Raw genomic sequence first — 19,976 nt, 5'->3', positions numbered from 1 at the left:
GATACGGAAACAGTATAACTACATTAAAAAAATTGCCCGAGAAGGATTTTATTAAAAACAGCTCCACTTCAAATTAAACAGTGGGGCTATTTTTATACCACACGGTATGTGTTCCACCGCTTACAATAAATAACCCCCTAAGCCTTTTAAATTTCAATCTAATAAAATAACCCATAAACCAACCTTAAACACCTAAAAAGGCACTCTAAAATCAACTAGAGTGCCTTTTTATATGCTTAATTTAATTACCTCACATTAAACTCATGGTTTAAATTTCTTACGTGCTTGCTTTTGCTCCAATTCATCTTTTTGCTTATTGTAGTTTTCCTTAACCTGATTTTTAACAGCATCCCACAATCCCATATTTCTCAACTCCTATAAGATTATAATTTAAGAAATATATTCCACAATAGTTACCTTATTCCTTCCTTGTTCTTTTTTTTGACAAAATCATGTATATAGATAGGTGTATACTTATATGTAATATTTAGTAAGAGGAGGAACAAGTATGAAAAAGTTTAAGTCTATGTTCATGAAATCTCTTATTTTGTCTCTAATTATTATTTTCACTTGTACACTAAATGTTTTTGCAAACACTTCTTACACTCGTATTGCAGGTCAAACTAGATATGATACTGCATCTCAAATTGCTACTTCTGGGTGGCAACAATCTGATTATGCCATTTTATGTTATGGTGAAAATTATCCTGACGCTCTAGCCTCTGCTCCACTCGCTAAAAAATACAATGCCCCTATATTATTAACAATGCAAAATAGTTTACCTGATTCCACTAAACAAACATTAACTAGTTTAGGAGTTAAAAATGTTATCATCATTGGAGGAACAGGGGTTATTTCTTCTAATATAGATTCGCAACTACAATCTATGAGTATTAATGTTAGTAGAGTTTTTGGAAATGATAAATATGAAACTGCCGTGAAGGTTGCTCAACAAGTCACTTCTAATCCATCTTCTATCTTTGTTTGTACAGGTGATGATTTTGCAGACGCTTTATCTGTAGCTCCAATAGCTTCTATTCAACAATCTCCTATTATTTTAGTCCCTAATGATTCTATGCCTAGTTCAGTTAGTGCATATATTTCTTCTCATAATATATCGAAATCTTATATTATTGGATTTTCAGATGTTATTAGTGATTCTATTGCTAATCAATTTCCTAATTTTGAAAGAATTACTGGTAGTGATAAGTATGCTAGAAATATTACCGTAGATCAATATTTTAATAGTGTATTTAGTTCAAATGGTTGTGGGATTGCCACGGGTGAGAATTTTGCCGATGCTTTGAGCGCAACTGCTTATTGTGCTAAGATTGGTGAACCGTTGGTTTTAGCTAATTTTAATTCACCTAATGATACAAGAAATTATTTTCAACAACGTATGGGTGATCAAAGTAAGGTTTATGTATTCGGTGGTACTGCAATTTTACCTGATAGTGTAATTAGTGGTTTAAGTAGTAGCGTTAGTAATATTAATGATAGCGGGAATAGTAATAGTACAAATACTACTGATTCCTCTCAATACAATCAATCTTCCCCTTCTTCATTTACAAATCCTTATCCTTTAAATGTTCCTCAAACAATTAATGTCAAAACTTATTCGAAAAATTACACTGCACAAGTAACTATTGAACAAATTATTAGAGGCCAACAAGCATGGGATATGATTCATCAAGCAAATATGTTTAACAAGGAACCTAAAAATGGTTATGAGTATCTTTTAGCAAAGATTAAAGTTAATGAATTAGATATTAGTGATAACAAAGCACTTTCGGTATATGGAAATTTTGATTTTACTCTTGTTTCACAGGATGGGAAGACATATGATTCTTGTTCAATTGTTAATCCAAGCCCTAGTTTAGAGACAAAACTTTATAAAGGAGCAAGTGATGAAGGTTGGGCGGCATTCTTAGTTAGAACTGATGATTTAAAACCAATGTTAAGTTATGGAACTAGTTATGATGGATCAGGTGGCATATGGTTTAAAGCTTATAATGATAGTAATTCTTCTACTTCTATTTCAACATCAAATAATCAAAATAACACAACAACAACTTCATTAACTAAAATCAGTTCTCCTATAGGAAGCATATTATGTCCTTCTGGATTAGGGTTTAATAGAAATTCTGCTGATGGAATTAAAGTATATTGGATGGCAAAAAATCAAACAGGGAAAATCATTAATTACTACACTGTTAATTTTTCAATGTATAATGCCGTTGGAGATCCTGCATGTGATGAAATAAATGGGAATAGTAAAACACGCATTAAAACTGTCGGGCCAGTTCCAGTAAATAATAACTTAATTATTTATTCAATTGTATCATATAACCCTACTTGTTCAAAAATAGTTATTGATTCTATTGACTTGCAATATGCTGATGGCACTACTGAAACAATTTCTTATGGAATGTCAGGAACAGAAACCTTGACTCAATAATTCTAAAAAATTTTAAGACCTCTGATATATTCAGGGGTCTTTTTGATTGATTACCTAAAATTAAAGCACCATTTATTCAGGTGCTTTTTCTTTATATTTTACCCGAAAGTGAGGATATTTTTGTGTTTTAGAATTCTCTCCGCTTTCAAAGACATATTCGTATTCTAATAACTCATTTGCTCGGTCTATCAATTTTTGGAATTGAACAGGGTTGAGTTTGTGTAATGGAAGCCTCATTAAATCACAGTATTTGTTAAATATCTCGATATCACTATTTAACCAAAGCTCGATAAATGTAGAGTGATGCTTTTCAACATCCTCAAAAGTATCATCTTCTTCACAATCCTCGTATTCAGGAGGAAAATTCGTTCTATCATCTTCCATATACCAAAATATTTTATTTAGCATTTGAAGTTCTTCTTCTTGTCTATCTTCATAATTCTTTTGATAATCAGGTTCCTCGTTATGTTTTTTTAAATTATTTGATTGTTCATTTCTTGATTGTTTGCTGATAAATTCATCAGTGTACTCATCCAATTCATCACCATCAATTTGCAAAATGTAACGAAAAATATTTTTTAGATCTTCGTATTCAATTGTTTTAACAACGCCATTTTCAATGTGACTAATAAAACTGGAATGCTTTCCTAAAGCCTTACATATATCAGTACCTTTCATTTTATTTTTTGTTCTGGTGGCTCTTAAGGTATTTCTTATATCAGCTGATAATATAATCTCGTTCATAACACCAACTCCTTGATTAATATTATATATGATTTGTTAGATTGTGTCAATTTAATGATATTAATATGATGTAAATGATAATATAGTATTGACTATCATGATAAAATCATGTATCATCAATATCAGAAAACAAAAACAATCGAAAGAGAGGAAGATTTGACATGGAAAATAAATTTATTTTTGTAGTGAAGGATTTAAATGGTAATTTTGCTCAGTGTATTAATTATGATCAAAAGACCGAAATGGTAACTTACTCAAGTTCGCCATTTCTGACCAATGGACCATGGACTTATTCAACTGAGCAACAAGCAATAAAAAAAGCAAATGAGCTGAGAAAGTTGTCAAAGCTATATAATTTAGATATAAGATTTTACGTTGACAAATTAGATCCAATTAAGCATCTACAGTTTGAAAACTCTCTTGGAAATATCTCCAAATATCCATTTGTTCACGAAACTTTTGAGAGAACAATGCTATGGGTTATCAGAGATGACCGAGGCAATTTTGCAGACAGAAACAGTATTTTTAAATCACAAGCAAGCACTTGGTTATATGTTAGTCACAAAACGTTTTCCCCCGAATGTAGAGCCTATAAAACCAAAAGACAAGCGTTAAAAGTCTTAAGTCAACTCAATGACAAGAAATGCAATTTAGGTATTGACACTGAATTTAGTCTTGATTACGTAGACATCGACAAACTAATTGAAGAACACAAAGCATTTGATGGTGATAGCATTACAATTGTCAGATGCGAGGTGGCCTAAATGACCACACTTGAGCGCGAGTTACAAAAAGCTTTAGATTTAGGGGATCTTCAAAGAATAAGCCAAATAATGCCCAAGTTGTTTCCTGATTTTGATCCTGAATATGCCGAGACCTTAATAGCCTATAATCAACAATATGATATTAATTCATCGCGACTTGTCCGACTACGTTTAAACTTTCCGAATATGAAATTTATTGGACTACTTACCCATGAACCAAGTCTGATAAGAGGTTTATGTGATATCGATGAAGAAGACCTTGTCAAACTAAATCCACCATGCGATTAACCCCAATTTCTTGAAGATTTAAAACTTAGACAATTAATTGCGGCTAACTTTGGTAGATTGAGTAATGATCCTGCAAAGATGAGAAAAGCAATTGCTGAATATGTTGAACTTGTTGGTTTAAAAGATGGACAAAGAAAAGATTATTTACAGCTAGACGGATCACGCCCACCTGCTCTAACACAAAATGAGATAGCAAAAGAACTAGGAATATCGACAACTACATTAAAAGAATTACTCAAATTGGAAAGGAATCTAATCCCTGAACTTAAAGAAGCATTGGATAAAGGATTTATCTCTAAAACCGCCGCACTTGGTATTTGTAGAGTTAGTTGGTTATAAAAAATGGTGGTAATAGGGGAAATCAATTTGACAAAGAGTAGTCTTCAAATTATTTTAAGACTCCTCTAACTCAAAAAGATTTAGCAGAACAAGTCAACTTAACCCAACAACAATTGCACAATTATAAATCATTAATTAATCTTATCCCTGAACTTCAAGAGGAATGGTAAACAACAAAATCCTGCCCCTAATTTGGGGCAGGAATATTCCTTGACACAAACAAATGTTCGTGCTAAACTACTAATAGACCTCAAAATATCTTTATCTTTTGGAGGTCACTTTATTTACTATTCAATTTTATGAGAAGGGAGGATTTATATAAAATATGTACCTGTTTTATTTTACCAGTTCTGTACCTTAGTATTCATGCCTGTTTGAGAAGTTGTGAGTTATACAAGAACACAATATGTAAAACTCAGTAATTGATGCTCTAATTATATGCGTTGAAATTTTTCTTGTCAAGCATAAATAAAAAATTTGTGAAAGCAGAGGAGAGATTAAAGGTAATGGAAACAAATAATAATGAACTCATAAATAAATCGATAAGAGAAGAGCTTGCTAAGTATCACAAAATAGATAATCTGAGAAAGTATGCTCAAGAGTTTTTTGAGCAACTTGTTAAAGAGACAATTGATGGATTAAATACTAATATATTGCCAATTAGGTTTTACAGATCTTCAAATACTATGGGTAATTGTCAACAAAATGGATCTTATGAATCCAAGGGGAAACAAAATGTAATAAATATATATAATTGTGATTTCAGAGATATGATTGAATTAGAAGAGGCAGTTCGTCACGAAATTATACACTATCTTCTTGATATGGCTGATTTAAAACATGGTGATAAAGACGGAGTATTCCATGCGTTATGCAAAATATACAATGCTGGTTCGTATTTACCAATGGGCGAATATGAAAATAATATATATAACTTATTTTTTAAATTGCTTGAATCTAAAAAAGACTATATAAGTCTTCCTAGGATAATCATGACAACAGGCTCGAAAAAGAAAGAATTAATTGATGAACTATTAACTATTCATTATGGAATAGCTGAACACGCTATAGTTTTAAAAACTGATGTTGGTGGAAATCAAATGTGATTTCACCTAGTTTGATCGAGAACAAAAAATCCTGGATAATACTCAAAATAAAACAAAGGAATGGTGATGTGAATGAAACAATTTATAAAAATAGATAATCAATTATTCAAACTTAACAACGAGTACTTTAAAAGGATAAGTACAGAATCCTTTGCTATATATTGCTACATTATTATGAAAATAGGCCCAAACTCATTTGTTGATCTATCTATAAAACAGATACAGCAATTTTTAGAAACAAAAATAGATTATGATTTAACCATTAAGGACAAAAAAGATAAAACAGACAAAAAAATAAATGTGAAAGTTAAAAATCTTAACGACACCAGAACGGTTAAGAAGCATTTAGACAATTTAGTTTCTCAAGAATTTATAGTTGCCGATAAGGACATCAAAATCGTCAATGTAGGAGATTTTATTATTTTTAGTTTAAATGAAGAATTATTTAAGCAAGAAGATGAAGAGAAGACCTCAGGGTTTACCCCTATAAATGTTGACTTGTTTAAAGATGAAATTAAAAATATTGGCTGCACTGGATGGACGATATTATGTCTATTGACCAATTTATTTAATCCAAATTTTGGACAGGAATCATGTGAAGGTTTTGCTAATCCGAGTGAAGAGTACATATCCAAGGTGTTGGATGTTGGCCTCACAACAACTAAAAAATACCTGAAAATATTAGAAAAGAAAAAACTCATCAAAATAGAAGAACAACCATCTATTAAAGTTATTAACAAATATGGAGAAGAAACTGACCAATACTTGCCAAATCATTATATCGTCAAAAATAGGCTAATAGGTAATAAATACTATCTTGATTTAAACAAGGACAAAAAATCAGCTTAAAACCGCATGGCTCTAGCGTAGACGTTATTTGCAAATAATATGTAAACTATAAAATTTAGATGTAAATTATGTGTAAGTTAAAAAATATTAAATGCAAAAAATGTGTAATATTAAAATATCAGATGCACATTTCATAGCAAAAAGTGTCTACTACTAATATAGATTTATAAACTAATATAGACTTATAAATAAAGATAGAATTAATATAAAGATTAGAATTAATATTTATGTTTTGCTAAACCGCAAAACATTGTTAATACTGTATTTGGTTTTTCTATTTAAACTCTTGTTGTTAAAAGACATATTTTCTGTTAATTATTTTTGTTTAATAAACAGTACATATTCAATATCTTGATTTAAAAATTAAAAAGAGAGGGGAGTTAATTACTCCCCAGAAAGTTTGTGTATTTAAGTATTTATTCTAATTTATTTTAATCTTTATGTTTTCCAACTCTATATGCTTCAGACCTACTAAGTGTTGAAGTAACCCTTGTCTTTTTAGTTTTAGTAACATTAGCCCATTGACCTTGTTTTGTTCCTGACGATTTATCTATCTTTTTAACATGTACAGCACTTGGTTTAAATAATACCAGTCTTATTCTCTCTATTAGTTCCTTATCGGGATGAGAAGTACCAAATAAGAGTTTAAGATATTTTTCCCAAGAAACCTTTGATATTTCAATATTTTTGAGTGTTATAAGAATTGTTTCACTAGCTCTTCTGAATTTGTAAACTTCATTGCCAGTTGGGGTTGTTAAAATATTGGGAAGTAGTTTTTGTAAATACTTAGACGCTTCAAATTGTTTAACCTGACGATCAAATACATCGTTACTTTCTTCCTGAGTCAGTGTTCCGCTAAATTTAATAAATCTTTTGATACATCTGCTTCCAACTAGCAATGATTTTTGAGTGAATTGATTAGTAACTAGATAGTTTGTTTCTAATCCGGCATGATTACAAAGTTCACAATGATCGTCGAATCTTGCATCCCCTTCTTCGATAACTTGTTCGAATTGCCATTCACTTCGAGCTTCTTCAAAATCAATGCTGCGACTATTTTTGAGGACATTTTCTCTGATTAATGGATAATCTCGTTTGGTCGGTTGTTCAAAATTTTTTCTCCTAGATGAAAAATTAAGAACACATTTACCCAATAAAAGAACACCTCTTTAATATTTATTTACAATATAAGGATAACATTCTATCCATAGTAGGTTAAGCCCCTTTGAGACACTATATATAGTATTTGTTTGAATATTTATGAATATATGTTCTGTTTTAGATAAATGTCTGTTACTTGCTATTCTATTAAAAACGAAGAGAGGATTGATAATAATATGATAAATGGAATTAAAATAATGAACCTTGAAGGTAGCGATATATTAAAAAATAATCTAGAAAATAGACCAATATACAAAGAGTATAATGGTGTTTTTACAAATAGTTTATTGCAAGATGAATTAACTAGAATAGGTTTAAAAATAAGTGATAAAGAAACTTCTAGAGATATTGTAACTGTTCAATTCAATTATAATTACATCCCTGAATTAAAAAACCTTAACATAAAAGACATTGAAAAATTACAAGCAGAAAACGAGAACATAAAAGAAAAGATTAAATCTTTAGAAGAGCAGAGGAAAGTCATAATGAAGAGAGTTGATAAAAAACCAATTATAGAACAGATAAAGCAACTAAAAGATGATATAAGAAATAATAAGATTGAAATTAATAGTATGAAATTAGACGATGAAAATAAAAAAGAAAAAGCAAAAATGGATGTTGATAGTATTAGAGAAAAACTTTACAAAGATGGATTTACACTAGAATTCGAACATAAGAGGTCAGGCAAAGTTGACAAAATTGAATATGTTTTTTGGTATAGAACCCCTTCTAAAAGTCGTGTCGGTGATGCAGTATTTATAAATAAGAAACTGATTAATATTAGAAAATGGCAAAGGATGGGATTAGAGCTTCCAGAAGGTGAAGCAAAAGTAGTTGAAATGGCAGCTTATGAAGCATTAACAGCAAGTAATATTGTTGATAGAATAAAACTTGATCCATATAAAAATATCTTGGTAGTTAATGATTTGAAGAGTTTTTTCAAGACCAATTGTGCTATCGTTAGAACTAATGATAAAGGTCAATGTTATGTAGACCATGAATTACATGAGGTATCAAATATAATGTTTGATGGTCAAGCACTTTTGGATGATTCGCTTTGGGATGATATTGATAATTCTAGTTTTAAATTGTTACGTCAGCATTTTTTCAAAGCCTGTGCTTTCCGTACATATATCAAAAAATTTATGATGGATTCTTTTGGAGATAAATATGATTCTGCTACAGTTAAAGATAGATATGGTAATCACATTAGAGTATCTGAAATTTTGCTTATAACAACAGAAAATGCTATGAAATGGGAAAAATTTATAGATATTGGAGCTAGTTATGATTTGTGGAAGCAGAAAGTATTTGAAGATGGTAATGTGTTTGGGGTATGTAAAACAGACCATATAAGCAAATACAATAACTTATTTGGTGATGGACAATGTTATCAAAGAATGAGTTATCAAATGGTTAATACTTTATATTTGGAGCCAGGGAAAGAAATAGATGAAGTGAGGGAATTGCTTCAAGATACTGTGAGATTTATTGAAAGGTTAAAAAATGATAATGAATACTTTTTGCAATATCTTGACAAAAATGCTAATGAAGTGAATGCTAATCAGATGGTGATTGATTTATATAGGAATGTAAAGGAATTCGATAAATCTAAGTTTTTTAGAGATTTTAAGGCACAAACTATTTTTAAATATGTTAAAACAGTTAGAAATGGAAAAGTCTTATGTTCTGGTGATAATCTAACAATCGTCGGTAACCCTTATTTAATGCTTTTACATTCAATTGGTCAAGTTCCGGTTATGGGTGGGGTAGTAGATAATAATTTTGAAGATGTTACATTGCCAGTTAACGATGAATATATTAGTGTTTATGCTCCATTATTTGATGATGGTGAATATTTGGCGAGTTTTAGAAATCCGCATAATTCACCAAATAATACAGGGTACAATAGGAATTATAGGCATCTATTAATGAATAAGTATTTCAATTTCAACAATAACATTATGGCAGTTAATATGGTTCGCACAGAGGAACAGGATTTAAAAAATGGAGAAGATCAAGATTCAGATTTTTGCTATGTTACGAATAATCGAGTTGCTGTTAAATCTGCCAAAAGAGTATTTAGGAAGTTTCCATGTATTGTTAATGATATTGATACAGATCCAAGACCTTGGGTAAACGATATAGAATCTTTAATCACTATTGATAATGAGTTAGCAAAGTCAAAAGATGATATTGGCGAAAGTTCTAACTTGGCTCAGTTGGCAATGTCATGGTATTGGGGAGATGAATCAAAAATCTTAGCTGATATTGTTTGTATTATGTCTGTTTTGGCACAAGTTGCCATTGATAATAGTAAGCGTAAGTATGGTGTAAAAGTTAGAGATGAGATTGAAAGAATTAGTAGATTAAAGTGTATTGACAAAAAAATTAAAGTTAAAGTAAATAAAGATGGTAATACAATTACTAAAATTTTAAAAGCAAAACCTTTATTTTGGAAATATATTAACGAAAAAGTTAATGATAATAATTTAATTAATTGTTATGATTGTCCTTGCCCAATGAGTATTTTACAAGCGGTAATTGATGCTGATGTAAAGTGTGGAAGTAAGAACAAAGATACGATAGACAGTGTTAAATTTGTTAAAATAATTGACGGCAAAGCTGATGACAGACAAAAAGACAAAATTGAAGCTAAAATAAAAGAATATGATGATGCGGTTAAAGAACACAATAGTTTAGTTAATCAGGGTTTAGTTAAAAAAGATGATGAAAAATGGAAATTAAAAGAACAATTATTGCAAAAAGATGTTGTCAATTATATATGTGGTTTAAAGATTAAACCTAAAACAATGCAAATTTTAATTAGTAAAGCATTATCTATTAATGGCATGAATAGTAAATACAAAAGAAAGTTATTAAATGGATTGTATTGTGCTGATATTAAAAAAAATAGAAATGTGTTTATGAATTGCTTTAAATAATGGATGGAAATTTACAGAATTTCTAAAAATAAAAACCCGTACAACCTTGGTTAATCCAAGAGTGTACGGGTTTTTGTATAATTTCTATATGAATATAGTAATGAAAAATTATTATATCATATTCAATTTACTCGTGTCAACGTATTTCAATAAAAAATTTATACAATTATTTTATAAAGATAGGAGAATCAAAAAGTTGTGGATGAAAAGCAGAGTAGAATCAAAGATGAGTTGAATTATTTTATCAGTACGCGAGGCGTTAAAGCCAAATTCATCGCGGATGAATGTAATATTGATCCGAGCTTACTATGTAGGTTCAGGCAAGGGAAAAAATCCCTTTGGGATGAGACGTTGCAGAGCATAGAGAATTTTTTAGTTTCAACAAAAGGCTATTAATAGGGGCGTAGTTTACAAAAACGTCCCGATTTATTTTTTTATCTATTTCAATAAATACTTATAACCAACTAACATTGTAGCATTTAAAAATCTACATGTCAACAGCAAAATCTAAAAATATTTTCGTTGGGTAGGTTCACCGACTACGAAATAAATCAAAAACATGGCGTTTTAAACGTCTTGTTATAAAAACTAAAAGACTGGAGGTGTAAAACAAATGAGAGATATCGGAAATATTCTAAAAAACATGGAAACACATTATAAAACATTTTATAAGAAAATGCTAGGTATGTTGAATCAAACCATAATTAATACGTCAAAAACTCCATATGATGGCATGATTGAGAACTGCAATCAAATTAATGATTCGATTACTGAGTTTAGGAATGATTTACAAACTGATTATATGAACCAACTGTTTGACAGGATTTTAAGGCGATTGGGTGAGTTGGATAAAAAGTTTAATAAGTTTGATGTTATGCTAGATGAGTTGGAAAAAGATATAGCAAAAATCAATTAAATTAGTTTAAAGGTACGGCATTATTGACGTACCTTTTCTTTTTAATGCAAAAAAAACTAATGAAAGAGAGTGGTAAATTTACTATGAAGACAAAAATTAGTGGTATCAAATGTGGTGTTTACAAACTTGAGGATGTTATTAGCGGAGCAGTTTATGTTGGCAGCTCTGATAATATAGCAAAGCGATTCAGTTGTCACGAAAGTCATTTGAAAGCTGGAGATCATAAATATTCTCAACTTCAAGATAGTTATAATCAAAACCCTGACAATATTAAATGGGAAATAATAGAGGAATGTAGTGAAGATTTGCTTGAGGAACGCGAGGCATATTACTTTAAATATGTTCCGATGATTGAAGGATGGCATTTGATCAATATTCAAACGACTCCTGCACATCGGACGAAAGTAAAAGATACGAGTAAAATGAGTGCTGCCCAAAAAGGTGAATCTAATGGGAATGCCAAATATTCTGCCGAGTTAATTAAGAAGGTCAAAATTAAAATGGCTGAAGGTGTTAAATTAGAAGATATCTCAAAAGAGACTGGAATTAGTGTAAGTTATTTGCGATTAATTAAGGCACAAAAGAAGTGGCCTAGTGTCACTATTGATACAGATTAAACATATAGGGGATTTTAAGAATATGAGTGAAGATAAATTTGGATTCGATTTTTATGTAATGAGAAGCCAACGTATGGCAGGATTTTGTATGTACAAAGGATTTAAGCTTTTGGCAATGCCAGAATCAAAAGAAAAAGTTGGGAAACATGTTTTTATATTCAAGAATACTCAACAACTGTTAGAATGTATCGAGCAATACAAAATGATAACGAAGATAAGTAAACAATGGGTAAAAGAAGTAAGCACAATGTAGATTTATCTGAGACTGGTAAAGTAAACCGCACTTATAACGGGATGATATTTGATTCCCGATTGGAAAAAGATTTTTATATACATTTACTTGAGTTACAGGCTGAAGGTAAGGTTTTTTCAATCCAACTTCAGCCTAGATATAAATTATTCAATGGTTATGTTAGAAAACGAGATGGGAAGAAAATCCTTCCCATCTTTTATATTGCTGATTTTAAGGTCACATACAGTGACGGCAGAGTTGAAGTAATTGATACGAAAGGCAATCCTGATAGTTTGGCATTGATGAAAAGAAAGATGTTTGAAGGGTTATATCCTGATGTAGATTTTCATTGGGTATCATGGTCTAAGCGTGATGGAGGATTTATAGATTATGACGAGTTGGTCAGATTGAGAAAGCAGAGGAAAAAGAACAAAGTTAAAACTATACCTAATCAATTGGATCAAGAGACAAATAAAAAAAATGATTAAAGATATGCTGAAGAAATATGAGAAGACTTTAAGGGAGTTGGCGAAGGGTGACTAAAGGTTAAGAGGAATTTTTTCGAGTCTCTAGTGTAATAGGTTTCATATATCTTTAGGTTTAAATTTTTTCATAATGATTTAAGAGAATTTCTTCAATTGCCCTAATAGTTGACCTTAACTTAAAAAATCTCTGATTAATAAAAATGTCGAAAATCACTTTGTAAGATAACCATGAGGTGATAGATAAGTAGATAATAGTAGTAGACATTCCCAAGAACAAACCAGTAGCAGAGTGAGTATCTTTAGCAAAAGAGAATAACTTAGTGAGAAAAGCATTCCAAAGAGGTAAAATAATTATTGATCCAGGTATAATAAACGAGAACTTTTTATATTCTCGTTTTTCTTCTCTAGTTAATATATCTCTGGTCTTTTCTAAGTCATCTCTAGATAAATTTTGAGACTTACAATATGCAATCAAAGCCATTAGTCGAATTTGATCATATGTTCTATTATTTGGAAATTTAGATTCGATTGATTTTTTAAGAAATAGCAAAATTAGAAATATAAATATACAAATAATCCCACTTGTAAATGCTGCTATTGTCCAATGATTATTATGGGTAAAAGCAAAAAAGAACATAGAAACCAACTCGGAAATAACTGACAAACAGCATATTGTAAATAAAGTTATAATTCTTTTCCTCATTGTTGGCTTGAATATTAAAGAATAATAACTTAAATTTTTAGTATAAAATTTAACTAAATTATTAATTGAGAAAATCGACTCTTCCAAATTGTAACCCCCTCACCTGTATTCATTTCATTTAAAGATAAAGTACTTGATTCTATAAATTGCAGGATATTCCTTCTTTTTGTCGAAGTGAATTGGTAAAAAGGGGAGATGGTAAAAAGTGAGATTTAATTATGATGAAGAAACTAATCGTGCTTTAGAGAAACTTAGGGAAACGAAATCTTCAGAGCTTCAGGATATTAATGAAAGAATAAGGAAAATGAAGGATGAAATTGCTGATCAATTGGCATTATTTGAATTATATAAACATAGAGCATTTATAAATGGACAATCCGGATGGGAAGTTGAAATGGAAAAGGCAAAAAACAAAGCTAGTAATCTTGAAGATCAATATGGAGATAAAATTAAAGAATTGGATAACAAGAGATTAGAGTTAAATTTTGACCTTGAAGCTTTAAATGAAATAATTAGATCTTTTACGGAGATTAATTATCGACATAACTAGATTATGTATTTGAATTCATTCTGGAGCCTTTCGAGGCTCTTTTTATTTTGTCATTAAGCAGTGATTTAGTTGATTAAAAATAATGGTATAAAGTGAGGTGAAGATTGTGGAGGATAAATTAACAATTAAACAAGAAGAGTTTGTTCAGGGATTATTCGCTGGTTTATCACAAAGACAAGCGTATAAGAAAGCATTTGATACTTCAAATATGGCAGATAAAACGATAGACGAAAAGGCATGTTTATTGGCTAAAAAAGGAAAGGTTAGGGCAAGGATTTCCGAGCTAACCAATGAACTCAAGGAAAGAAACATGGTGACAGTCGAGAGGGTGTTAGAGGAACTTTCCAACATTGCATTTGATGATATCAAAAATTACATTAGTTTTTACACTGATGAAAAAGGTCAAACTCAGATTGAAGTAAAAAACAGTGACACGATAGACACTCGAAATATTTCAGAAGTATCGTTGAGTAAAAAAGATGGGTTTAAGTTTAAGCTCTATGGGAAAGATAGTGCTCTAATTCAAATCGGTAAACATCTAGGCATGTTTGTTGATCGCAAGGAGTTTACAGGCAAAGATGGAGGGCCTATTCAAATGGAAGCCATGACAACAGAGCAAAGAGAACAACGAATTAAGGAACTATTAGATAGACGAAGTGAGTAGAAATATCTTTCATCTATATTCAAAAGTGTTAACTATTGACACCGTAAAACCTATCCACTAAAATATGGGTATAGAGTAGTGTCAAAAGTTATATTCATAATGAATATGGAGGAATTAGTCATGATTTATGGTTATGCAAGGGTATCAACTAAAAAACAAGTTAATGGAAATTCCCTTGAAGAACAGGTTAATTTGTTAAAGCAAGAAGGTTGTGAAACCATAATTCAGGAACAATATACTGGTTCAACAACTGGTAGACCAAAATTTGATGAAATGATAAATAAATTACAATCTGGTGATAAGCTAATTGTTACCAAATTAGACCGCTTTGCAAGAAATGTGACTGAAGGTATTGAGGTTGTCCGAAAGCTATTTGTAAAAGATGTTAAAGTACATGTCCTTAATGTTGGTTTGCTCGAAAATACGGCAATGGGAAACTTTTTTTTAACAACATTATTAGCCGTTGCTGAACTTGAGCGAAATATGATTATCGAACGTACTCAAGCTGGCAAAGAGATAGCACGTACTAAAAACGGTTTTAGAGACGGTAGACCCCCAAAGTATACGCAACACCAATTAAATCATGCCATAGAGTTACTTAAACATCATTCTTATAACGAAGTTGAGAGAATGACCAAAATAAGCAAATCAACACTCATTCGATGCAAACAAAAACAGGCTAAATAAGCCTATTTTTTATTGGAATTAAAATGATAATTTTATTTGAATGTGAGGTGATGCCGATGCCATTGACTCCAAAAGAAGAAGTAGAATTATTAAAATTATTAGAACTAAGCGCACAACAAGCTGACTTGGAAGCTAAATTTAAACCACAACCAGGGCCACAGAAAATGTTTCTGGATACAACAGCGGATATTGCTCTTTACGGTGGAGCTGCTGGCGGGGGTTAGGTAAAACCTATGCTTTACTACTCGAAAACATAAGGCATACAGATAACCCTCGTTTTGGCTCAGTGATATTTAGACGTAATTCAAATCAAATCATGACCGAAGGTGGTTTATGGGATAATGCTTGCGAGTTGTATCCACTAAAGGGAGCAACCCCAAAATTAACACCAAGACCAGTCATGGTTTTTCCAAGTGGTGCTAAAGTGTCCTTTGCGCATTTGCAGTATGAGGCAGACATTCATAGTTGGCAGGGCAGTCAGATCCCGCTTATTTGCTTTGATGAGTTGACACATTTTACCCGAAAACAGTTTTTTTATATGTTTTCTCGTAACCGTTCGACTTGTGGTGTAAAGCCGTATATCAGGGCAACAACCAATCCAGAAGCTGATTCATGGGTAGGAGAATTTATAGCTTGGTGGATTGATGATAAAGGTTATCCGATACCTGAGCGCTCAGGCGTTATCAGATATTTTATTGTCGTTGATGATAAAGTTTTATGGTCAGACAATCGTGAAGAATTAGCAGATAAATACGGCGTAAGGGTTGAAGACACAAAGTCTTTTACGTTTATTGCTTCTTCAATCCATGACAACAAGATCCTACTTGAGCAGGACCCTGGATATCTCGCAAATCTCAATGCTCTATCATCCGTGGAAAAAGGTCGGTTATTGTTTGGAAACTGGAAAATCAAACCTTCAGCAGGTATGTATTTCAAACGTGATCAAGATCAAATAGTTACAAGTATTCCAGGACGAATAGTTAAGATATGTCGTGCATGGGACTTAGCAGCTACAATACCAACACCTGAAAATCCCTCACCTGACGCTACAGCAGGAGTTTTAATTGGTAGGTTAGATGATGGTAGATACATAGTGCTTGATGTAGTTTATGGTCGATGGAGAGCTAATGATGTACGCAAAAAGGTAAAAGATACAGCTGAGTCAGATCGTTTCAAGTATCCTGGCACTAAAATTCGTTTGCCTCAAGATCCTGGACAAGCTGGTAAAGAACAAGCAGAATCCTATGTTAAGTTTTTAGCAGGGTATTCCGTTAAAACTTTACGTGTTTCTGGTGATAAAATTACTCGCGCAGAACCGTTTTCTTCCCAATGGCAAGCGGGGAATGTTTTAATTTTAGCAGGTTCATGGAACGAGGCTTATTTTACAGAATTAGAGTCTTTTCCTGATGGTGCTCATGATGATGTGGTGGATGCTTCTTCTGATGCTTTTTCAGAGATTGCTCCTAATGGTATTAGTTTAGTTGGTAGAGTTGTTGGTCAATCAGCAGTAAGTAGAATCAAATGGTAAGGGAGGTGATAGATTTTGGCAATTTCAAGTAAGATTGTTGGGCAGATAGGTTCACAATTATATACTACGTTTACTTTGTTCGACAAGGCTATTGCAAACCCAGATAGCGCAAATGTGGTTGAATACGAAAGAATGCTTGATTCGGATGAAACTGTTGCCGCAGGGATTGAGTTTATGATCTTGTCGACGCTGAACAAGCTTGATATGTACAGGAATGAGTTAAATCCACAAATAGAAACCTTTGTCAATGAGTGTTTTGAAGGTATGCAAGGCACGTTCGTTGAGACGGTTGCTGATATCTTAAGTGCAATTTGGGCTGGTTACAGTGGGTCAGAGATCGTGTATAAGCCAGATGGAGCTAAAATGCGCTGGGATTACATTGCCACATATCACCCTCGAACAGTGTTTTTCAACATCGACAAAGAGACAGGGCGTCTTGATCAGGATGAACCGATTACGCAATTTCGATGGTTTGCTGGTACTCCAGTAAAGATTCCACGAAATAAGTGTATAGTCTATAGTCATAACATGCGCTTTGGTAACTGGTATGGTACCTCTCAGTTAAGATCAGCTCGAAAGAATTGGCTATTGAAAGATCCGGTTTTAAAAATGTGGGTTAATTCGGTGGATAAATTTGGAACACCACTTATTGCCGCTATGGTACCCAATGATGATATTCGAGATCCTGACCGTCCGTACAGCGAAGATGGGACAGAAAATAGAATCCAACAGATTGATTATATGGCTAGATTATTGGCTAATATCCAAAATGGCACAGGACTTGTTATGGGAAGTGGAACAGGTGATCAAAAGGCTGACATAAAGGCGCTTTCAGGGACTGGTGCAGGAGTTGGTGATGCATTTACTGGGATTATCAATTATCTAAATAGAGCTATTTTCCGCTCTATGTTAGTTCCGTCTTTACTATTTGAGGAAGGTCAGAATTCCGGTTCTTACGCTCTAGGACAAGCACACTTTGATATGTATGGTATGATGCTGGACAGCATTTACAAACGACTGACCGAAACACTCCTGGAATGGCTTGTGCGGCCACTAATTGAAATGAATTTTGGCCCTCAGAAGAATTATGGCGAGTTCCCGGAACGAGAAATGAGCGAAACAGATAGGAATGTTATCGCAGGTATCTTTATGCAAATGACAAATTCAGGTTTTTTAGATCCTGCACACCAAGAAGATTTTGATCATGTTCGGGGTTCGCTTGGTTTTCCAGAAAGAAAATTAGATCCTAAACCAGACCCAAGTAAAGCTGCTGCCCTCATGGGGAAATATAACCACTATTTACGTGCGGAACCTAGTCAGGATCAAAATAGTCAAGGGAAATCAGGTAGTTCAGCTAAACCATTACCAGATATACCTGAACGTGGTGCTGTACGGGAGGCACCCGTATGAACCAATGGGAGCGTAGAGTTACACAGCATCTAATAGACAGCGAATATTATTTTCTCAAAGATTATGATTATTGGTTGCACATTGCATTTAATCAGATACCAATTGGCGCGGATGAGCATACCATCCATGCTTTTCATCTAACAGTTGGACAGCGCCTGTCATCTATTTTAACAAAGCATTCCATAGCATCGTTTACATCAGGTCAAGCTCATGGTGATGAGGATTGTAAAGCCATATTAGACGCTCATAGGCGCAAACTTGCTGACTTACCAAAAATTGTTTTTGCAGCTGGTCAGGATTTTACTCCACATGATGCTATAAAAGTTTTGCAAAATCGTGCTATTACTTTAGCTGGTGAGGTAGAGAATGATGCTACGAGTGGGGTTAAATCAGTTTTATTAAAACATTTGACAGGTGAAATTACCAGACCACAGGCAGAACAACAAATTGCTGATTTGCTAAAATCCAATATGAATCGTGCTAGTCTGATTGTGACAACAGAAACTACATATGCATACAATCATGGTCGATTAATACAATATCGAAGTAATGGCGTTGATTATGTTCAGTATCGAGCTGTGATGGATGGAAGTACGTGTCAAATTTGCTCTAGTCGTAATGGATTAATAGCTCCGATTGATGACATTGGAGCGGATATCCCACCAGTGCATGGAAGATGTCGTTGTGTACTTTCCCCTGTATTCAGTTTATTACAGCCACAACTAATGACCCCAAAAGCTCTGAATTGGTCAAATGTAGCACCATTGCCTAAAGGATGGGTCCCAGAAAATACGCCAGCGTCATCAGGGAAAATTTTTACGGGTTCGGGATTAAAAACAGGTGCTCGTCTTAAAGACGAAGATGCTGAATATAAAAGGCAACGTAAGCACGCAAAGGTGTATTATGAGGCTATAAGGAAAAGAAACAGTGATGTTACAGCTATTGCCAAAAATAGTGGAATGAGTAAAGCAGAGATTCAGGCTATAAAAAATTACGTATTTAATGATATACATGATATGGGTGATAAAGGCCCTAATAGGCGATTTGATCCTGATTATGAAATGGCTGTTGCATGGCAGCGTCTGATAGAGGGTAAAAACATAAAAGAAAGTGATCGCATCCTGTTGAATCATGAACTTTATGAGTCAAAACTTATGAAACAAGGAAATAATTATATTAATGCTCACAATGAGGCCCAAAAATGGTATAATTATGCTGCCGCACTAAAGCATGAAAAAGGTGAAATATAATGGTCTTATTGAGGTTTTTGAGTAATGATAATGGAAAAATTAGATATGAATATCAACCAGAATGCAAGGGTGATTTTGGGATATTGTTTTATGATGCTACTACTGGTGAAGGAAAAGTTGAAAAGCCAGCTAGTGACGATCCGACTGGATTTGATGGTAAACGTGCTATGCTCTCGCTTGTTGACTTCGCCGAAAACAATAATTTTCCAAAAGAATATCTGCGTGCTACGCATTAAAAATATCACATAATTGACTAAGAGGAGTCGCCAATAGGCGACTC

Annotated in this window: 23 protein-coding genes; 20 read left to right on the top strand and 3 right to left on the bottom strand. The window is 32.7% G+C overall.

Annotated elements, in window-relative coordinates; genetic code table 11:
- Window positions 1-508: 508 nt before the first annotated feature.
- The gene (locus tag B5771_RS00940) at window positions 509-2,458 is read left to right on the top strand and encodes a cell wall-binding repeat-containing protein (RefSeq protein WP_088185861.1); all 1,950 of its coding nucleotides are present in this window, start codon (window positions 509-511) and stop codon (window positions 2,456-2,458) included.
- A 72-nt stretch (window positions 2,459-2,530) separates the two neighbouring features.
- On the opposite strand, the gene B5771_RS00935 is transcribed toward B5771_RS00940, so the two are convergent.
- Window positions 2,531-3,202, bottom strand: a complete 672-nt coding sequence (locus B5771_RS00935; protein WP_088185860.1) for a helix-turn-helix transcriptional regulator — start codon at window positions 3,200-3,202, stop codon at window positions 2,531-2,533.
- 161 nt (window positions 3,203-3,363) lie between these two features.
- On the opposite strand from B5771_RS00935, the gene B5771_RS00930 reads away from it, so the two are divergent.
- The 5 genes from B5771_RS00930 to B5771_RS00910 all read left to right on the top strand — a co-directional run bounded on the left by B5771_RS00930 (window position 3,364) and on the right by B5771_RS00910 (window position 6,548).
- Window positions 3,364-3,966: a hypothetical protein gene (locus tag B5771_RS00930; protein ID WP_088185859.1), complete on the top strand. Its 603-nt coding sequence runs from the start codon at window positions 3,364-3,366 to the stop codon at window positions 3,964-3,966.
- The gene (locus B5771_RS00925) at window positions 3,967-4,254 is read left to right on the top strand and encodes a hypothetical protein (protein WP_088185858.1); all 288 of its coding nucleotides are present in this window, start codon (window positions 3,967-3,969) and stop codon (window positions 4,252-4,254) included. It begins immediately after the preceding gene.
- A gap of 78 nt (window positions 4,255-4,332) precedes the next feature.
- Window positions 4,333-4,593, top strand: a complete 261-nt coding sequence (locus B5771_RS00920) for a hypothetical protein (RefSeq protein WP_088185857.1) — start codon at window positions 4,333-4,335, stop codon at window positions 4,591-4,593.
- A gap of 506 nt (window positions 4,594-5,099) precedes the next feature.
- The gene (locus tag B5771_RS00915) at window positions 5,100-5,699 is read left to right on the top strand and encodes a hypothetical protein (protein WP_088185856.1); all 600 of its coding nucleotides are present in this window, start codon (window positions 5,100-5,102) and stop codon (window positions 5,697-5,699) included.
- 72 nt (window positions 5,700-5,771) lie between these two features.
- The gene (locus tag B5771_RS00910; RefSeq protein ID WP_088185855.1) at window positions 5,772-6,548 is read left to right on the top strand and encodes a hypothetical protein; all 777 of its coding nucleotides are present in this window, start codon (window positions 5,772-5,774) and stop codon (window positions 6,546-6,548) included.
- Window positions 6,549-6,979: 431 nt separating this feature from the next.
- Here the strand turns inward: B5771_RS00910 and B5771_RS00905 are convergent, their stop codons facing one another.
- The gene (locus B5771_RS00905) at window positions 6,980-7,702 is read right to left on the bottom strand and encodes a hypothetical protein (RefSeq protein WP_088185854.1); all 723 of its coding nucleotides are present in this window, start codon (window positions 7,700-7,702) and stop codon (window positions 6,980-6,982) included.
- A 183-nt stretch (window positions 7,703-7,885) separates the two neighbouring features.
- On the opposite strand from B5771_RS00905, the gene B5771_RS00900 reads away from it, so the two are divergent.
- From B5771_RS00900 to B5771_RS00875, 6 genes are all read left to right on the top strand, one after another.
- Window positions 7,886-10,654: a hypothetical protein gene (locus B5771_RS00900; protein WP_088185853.1), complete on the top strand. Its 2,769-nt coding sequence runs from the start codon at window positions 7,886-7,888 to the stop codon at window positions 10,652-10,654.
- Between the two features lie 198 nt (window positions 10,655-10,852).
- On the top strand, window positions 10,853-11,050 hold the full coding sequence (locus B5771_RS00895) for a hypothetical protein (RefSeq protein WP_088185852.1): 198 nt from the start codon (window positions 10,853-10,855) through the stop codon (window positions 11,048-11,050).
- Window positions 11,051-11,267: 217 nt separating this feature from the next.
- A complete protein-coding gene (locus B5771_RS00890; RefSeq protein ID WP_088185851.1) occupies window positions 11,268-11,570 on the top strand; it encodes a hypothetical protein in 303 nt (100 codons plus the stop codon).
- Between the two features lie 83 nt (window positions 11,571-11,653).
- Window positions 11,654-12,187, top strand: a complete 534-nt coding sequence (locus B5771_RS00885; RefSeq protein WP_172408113.1) for a GIY-YIG nuclease family protein — start codon at window positions 11,654-11,656, stop codon at window positions 12,185-12,187.
- Window positions 12,188-12,209: 22 nt separating this feature from the next.
- A complete protein-coding gene (locus tag B5771_RS00880) occupies window positions 12,210-12,440 on the top strand; it encodes a DUF5659 domain-containing protein (RefSeq protein ID WP_140417662.1) in 231 nt (76 codons plus the stop codon).
- On the top strand, window positions 12,413-12,907 hold the full coding sequence (locus tag B5771_RS00875) for a DUF1064 domain-containing protein (RefSeq protein WP_088185848.1): 495 nt from the start codon (window positions 12,413-12,415) through the stop codon (window positions 12,905-12,907). The genes B5771_RS00880 and B5771_RS00875 overlap by 28 nt, the downstream gene beginning before the upstream one ends.
- A gap of 112 nt (window positions 12,908-13,019) precedes the next feature.
- Here the strand turns inward: B5771_RS00875 and B5771_RS00870 are convergent, their stop codons facing one another.
- A complete protein-coding gene (locus B5771_RS00870; RefSeq protein ID WP_088185847.1) occupies window positions 13,020-13,694 on the bottom strand; it encodes a hypothetical protein in 675 nt (224 codons plus the stop codon).
- Window positions 13,695-13,812: 118 nt separating this feature from the next.
- Between B5771_RS00870 and B5771_RS00865 the strand changes: the two genes are divergently transcribed.
- From B5771_RS00865 to B5771_RS00835, 8 genes are all read left to right on the top strand, one after another.
- Window positions 13,813-14,157 carry a hypothetical protein gene (locus B5771_RS00865; RefSeq protein ID WP_088185846.1) on the top strand — a complete coding sequence of 115 codons (345 nt, stop codon included), beginning with the start codon at window positions 13,813-13,815 and terminating at the stop codon, window positions 14,155-14,157.
- Window positions 14,158-14,263: 106 nt separating this feature from the next.
- Window positions 14,264-14,821 carry a terminase small subunit gene (locus tag B5771_RS00860; protein WP_088185845.1) on the top strand — a complete coding sequence of 186 codons (558 nt, stop codon included), beginning with the start codon at window positions 14,264-14,266 and terminating at the stop codon, window positions 14,819-14,821.
- 120 nt (window positions 14,822-14,941) lie between these two features.
- On the top strand, window positions 14,942-15,508 hold the full coding sequence (locus B5771_RS00855) for a recombinase family protein (RefSeq protein ID WP_088185844.1): 567 nt from the start codon (window positions 14,942-14,944) through the stop codon (window positions 15,506-15,508).
- A 56-nt stretch (window positions 15,509-15,564) separates the two neighbouring features.
- The gene (locus B5771_RS24485; RefSeq protein WP_207652664.1) at window positions 15,565-15,732 is read left to right on the top strand and encodes a hypothetical protein; all 168 of its coding nucleotides are present in this window, start codon (window positions 15,565-15,567) and stop codon (window positions 15,730-15,732) included.
- Window positions 15,733-15,761: 29 nt separating this feature from the next.
- Window positions 15,762-17,036 (top strand): phage terminase large subunit, encoded by a 1,275-nt coding sequence (gene terL / locus B5771_RS00850; protein WP_242966687.1) that lies wholly within the window; start codon window positions 15,762-15,764, stop codon window positions 17,034-17,036.
- Window positions 17,037-17,051: 15 nt separating this feature from the next.
- Window positions 17,052-18,446 carry a DUF935 family protein gene (locus B5771_RS00845; protein WP_088185843.1) on the top strand — a complete coding sequence of 465 codons (1,395 nt, stop codon included), beginning with the start codon at window positions 17,052-17,054 and terminating at the stop codon, window positions 18,444-18,446.
- On the top strand, window positions 18,443-19,696 hold the full coding sequence (locus B5771_RS00840; RefSeq protein ID WP_088185842.1) for a minor capsid protein: 1,254 nt from the start codon (window positions 18,443-18,445) through the stop codon (window positions 19,694-19,696). The genes B5771_RS00845 and B5771_RS00840 overlap by 4 nt, the downstream gene beginning before the upstream one ends.
- The gene (locus tag B5771_RS00835; RefSeq protein ID WP_088185841.1) at window positions 19,696-19,932 is read left to right on the top strand and encodes a hypothetical protein; all 237 of its coding nucleotides are present in this window, start codon (window positions 19,696-19,698) and stop codon (window positions 19,930-19,932) included. Before B5771_RS00840 ends, B5771_RS00835 begins: the two co-directional genes overlap by 1 nt.
- Window positions 19,933-19,976: the final 44 nt, after the last annotated feature.

This window comes from Desulfosporosinus sp. FKA, from assembly GCF_002196785.1.
GTDB classification, from domain to species: domain Bacteria; phylum Bacillota; class Desulfitobacteriia; order Desulfitobacteriales; family Desulfitobacteriaceae; genus Desulfosporosinus; species Desulfosporosinus acididurans.
Note: the sequence above shows the minus strand (reverse complement) of the source record. Positions and strands in the feature narration are given on the sequence as shown.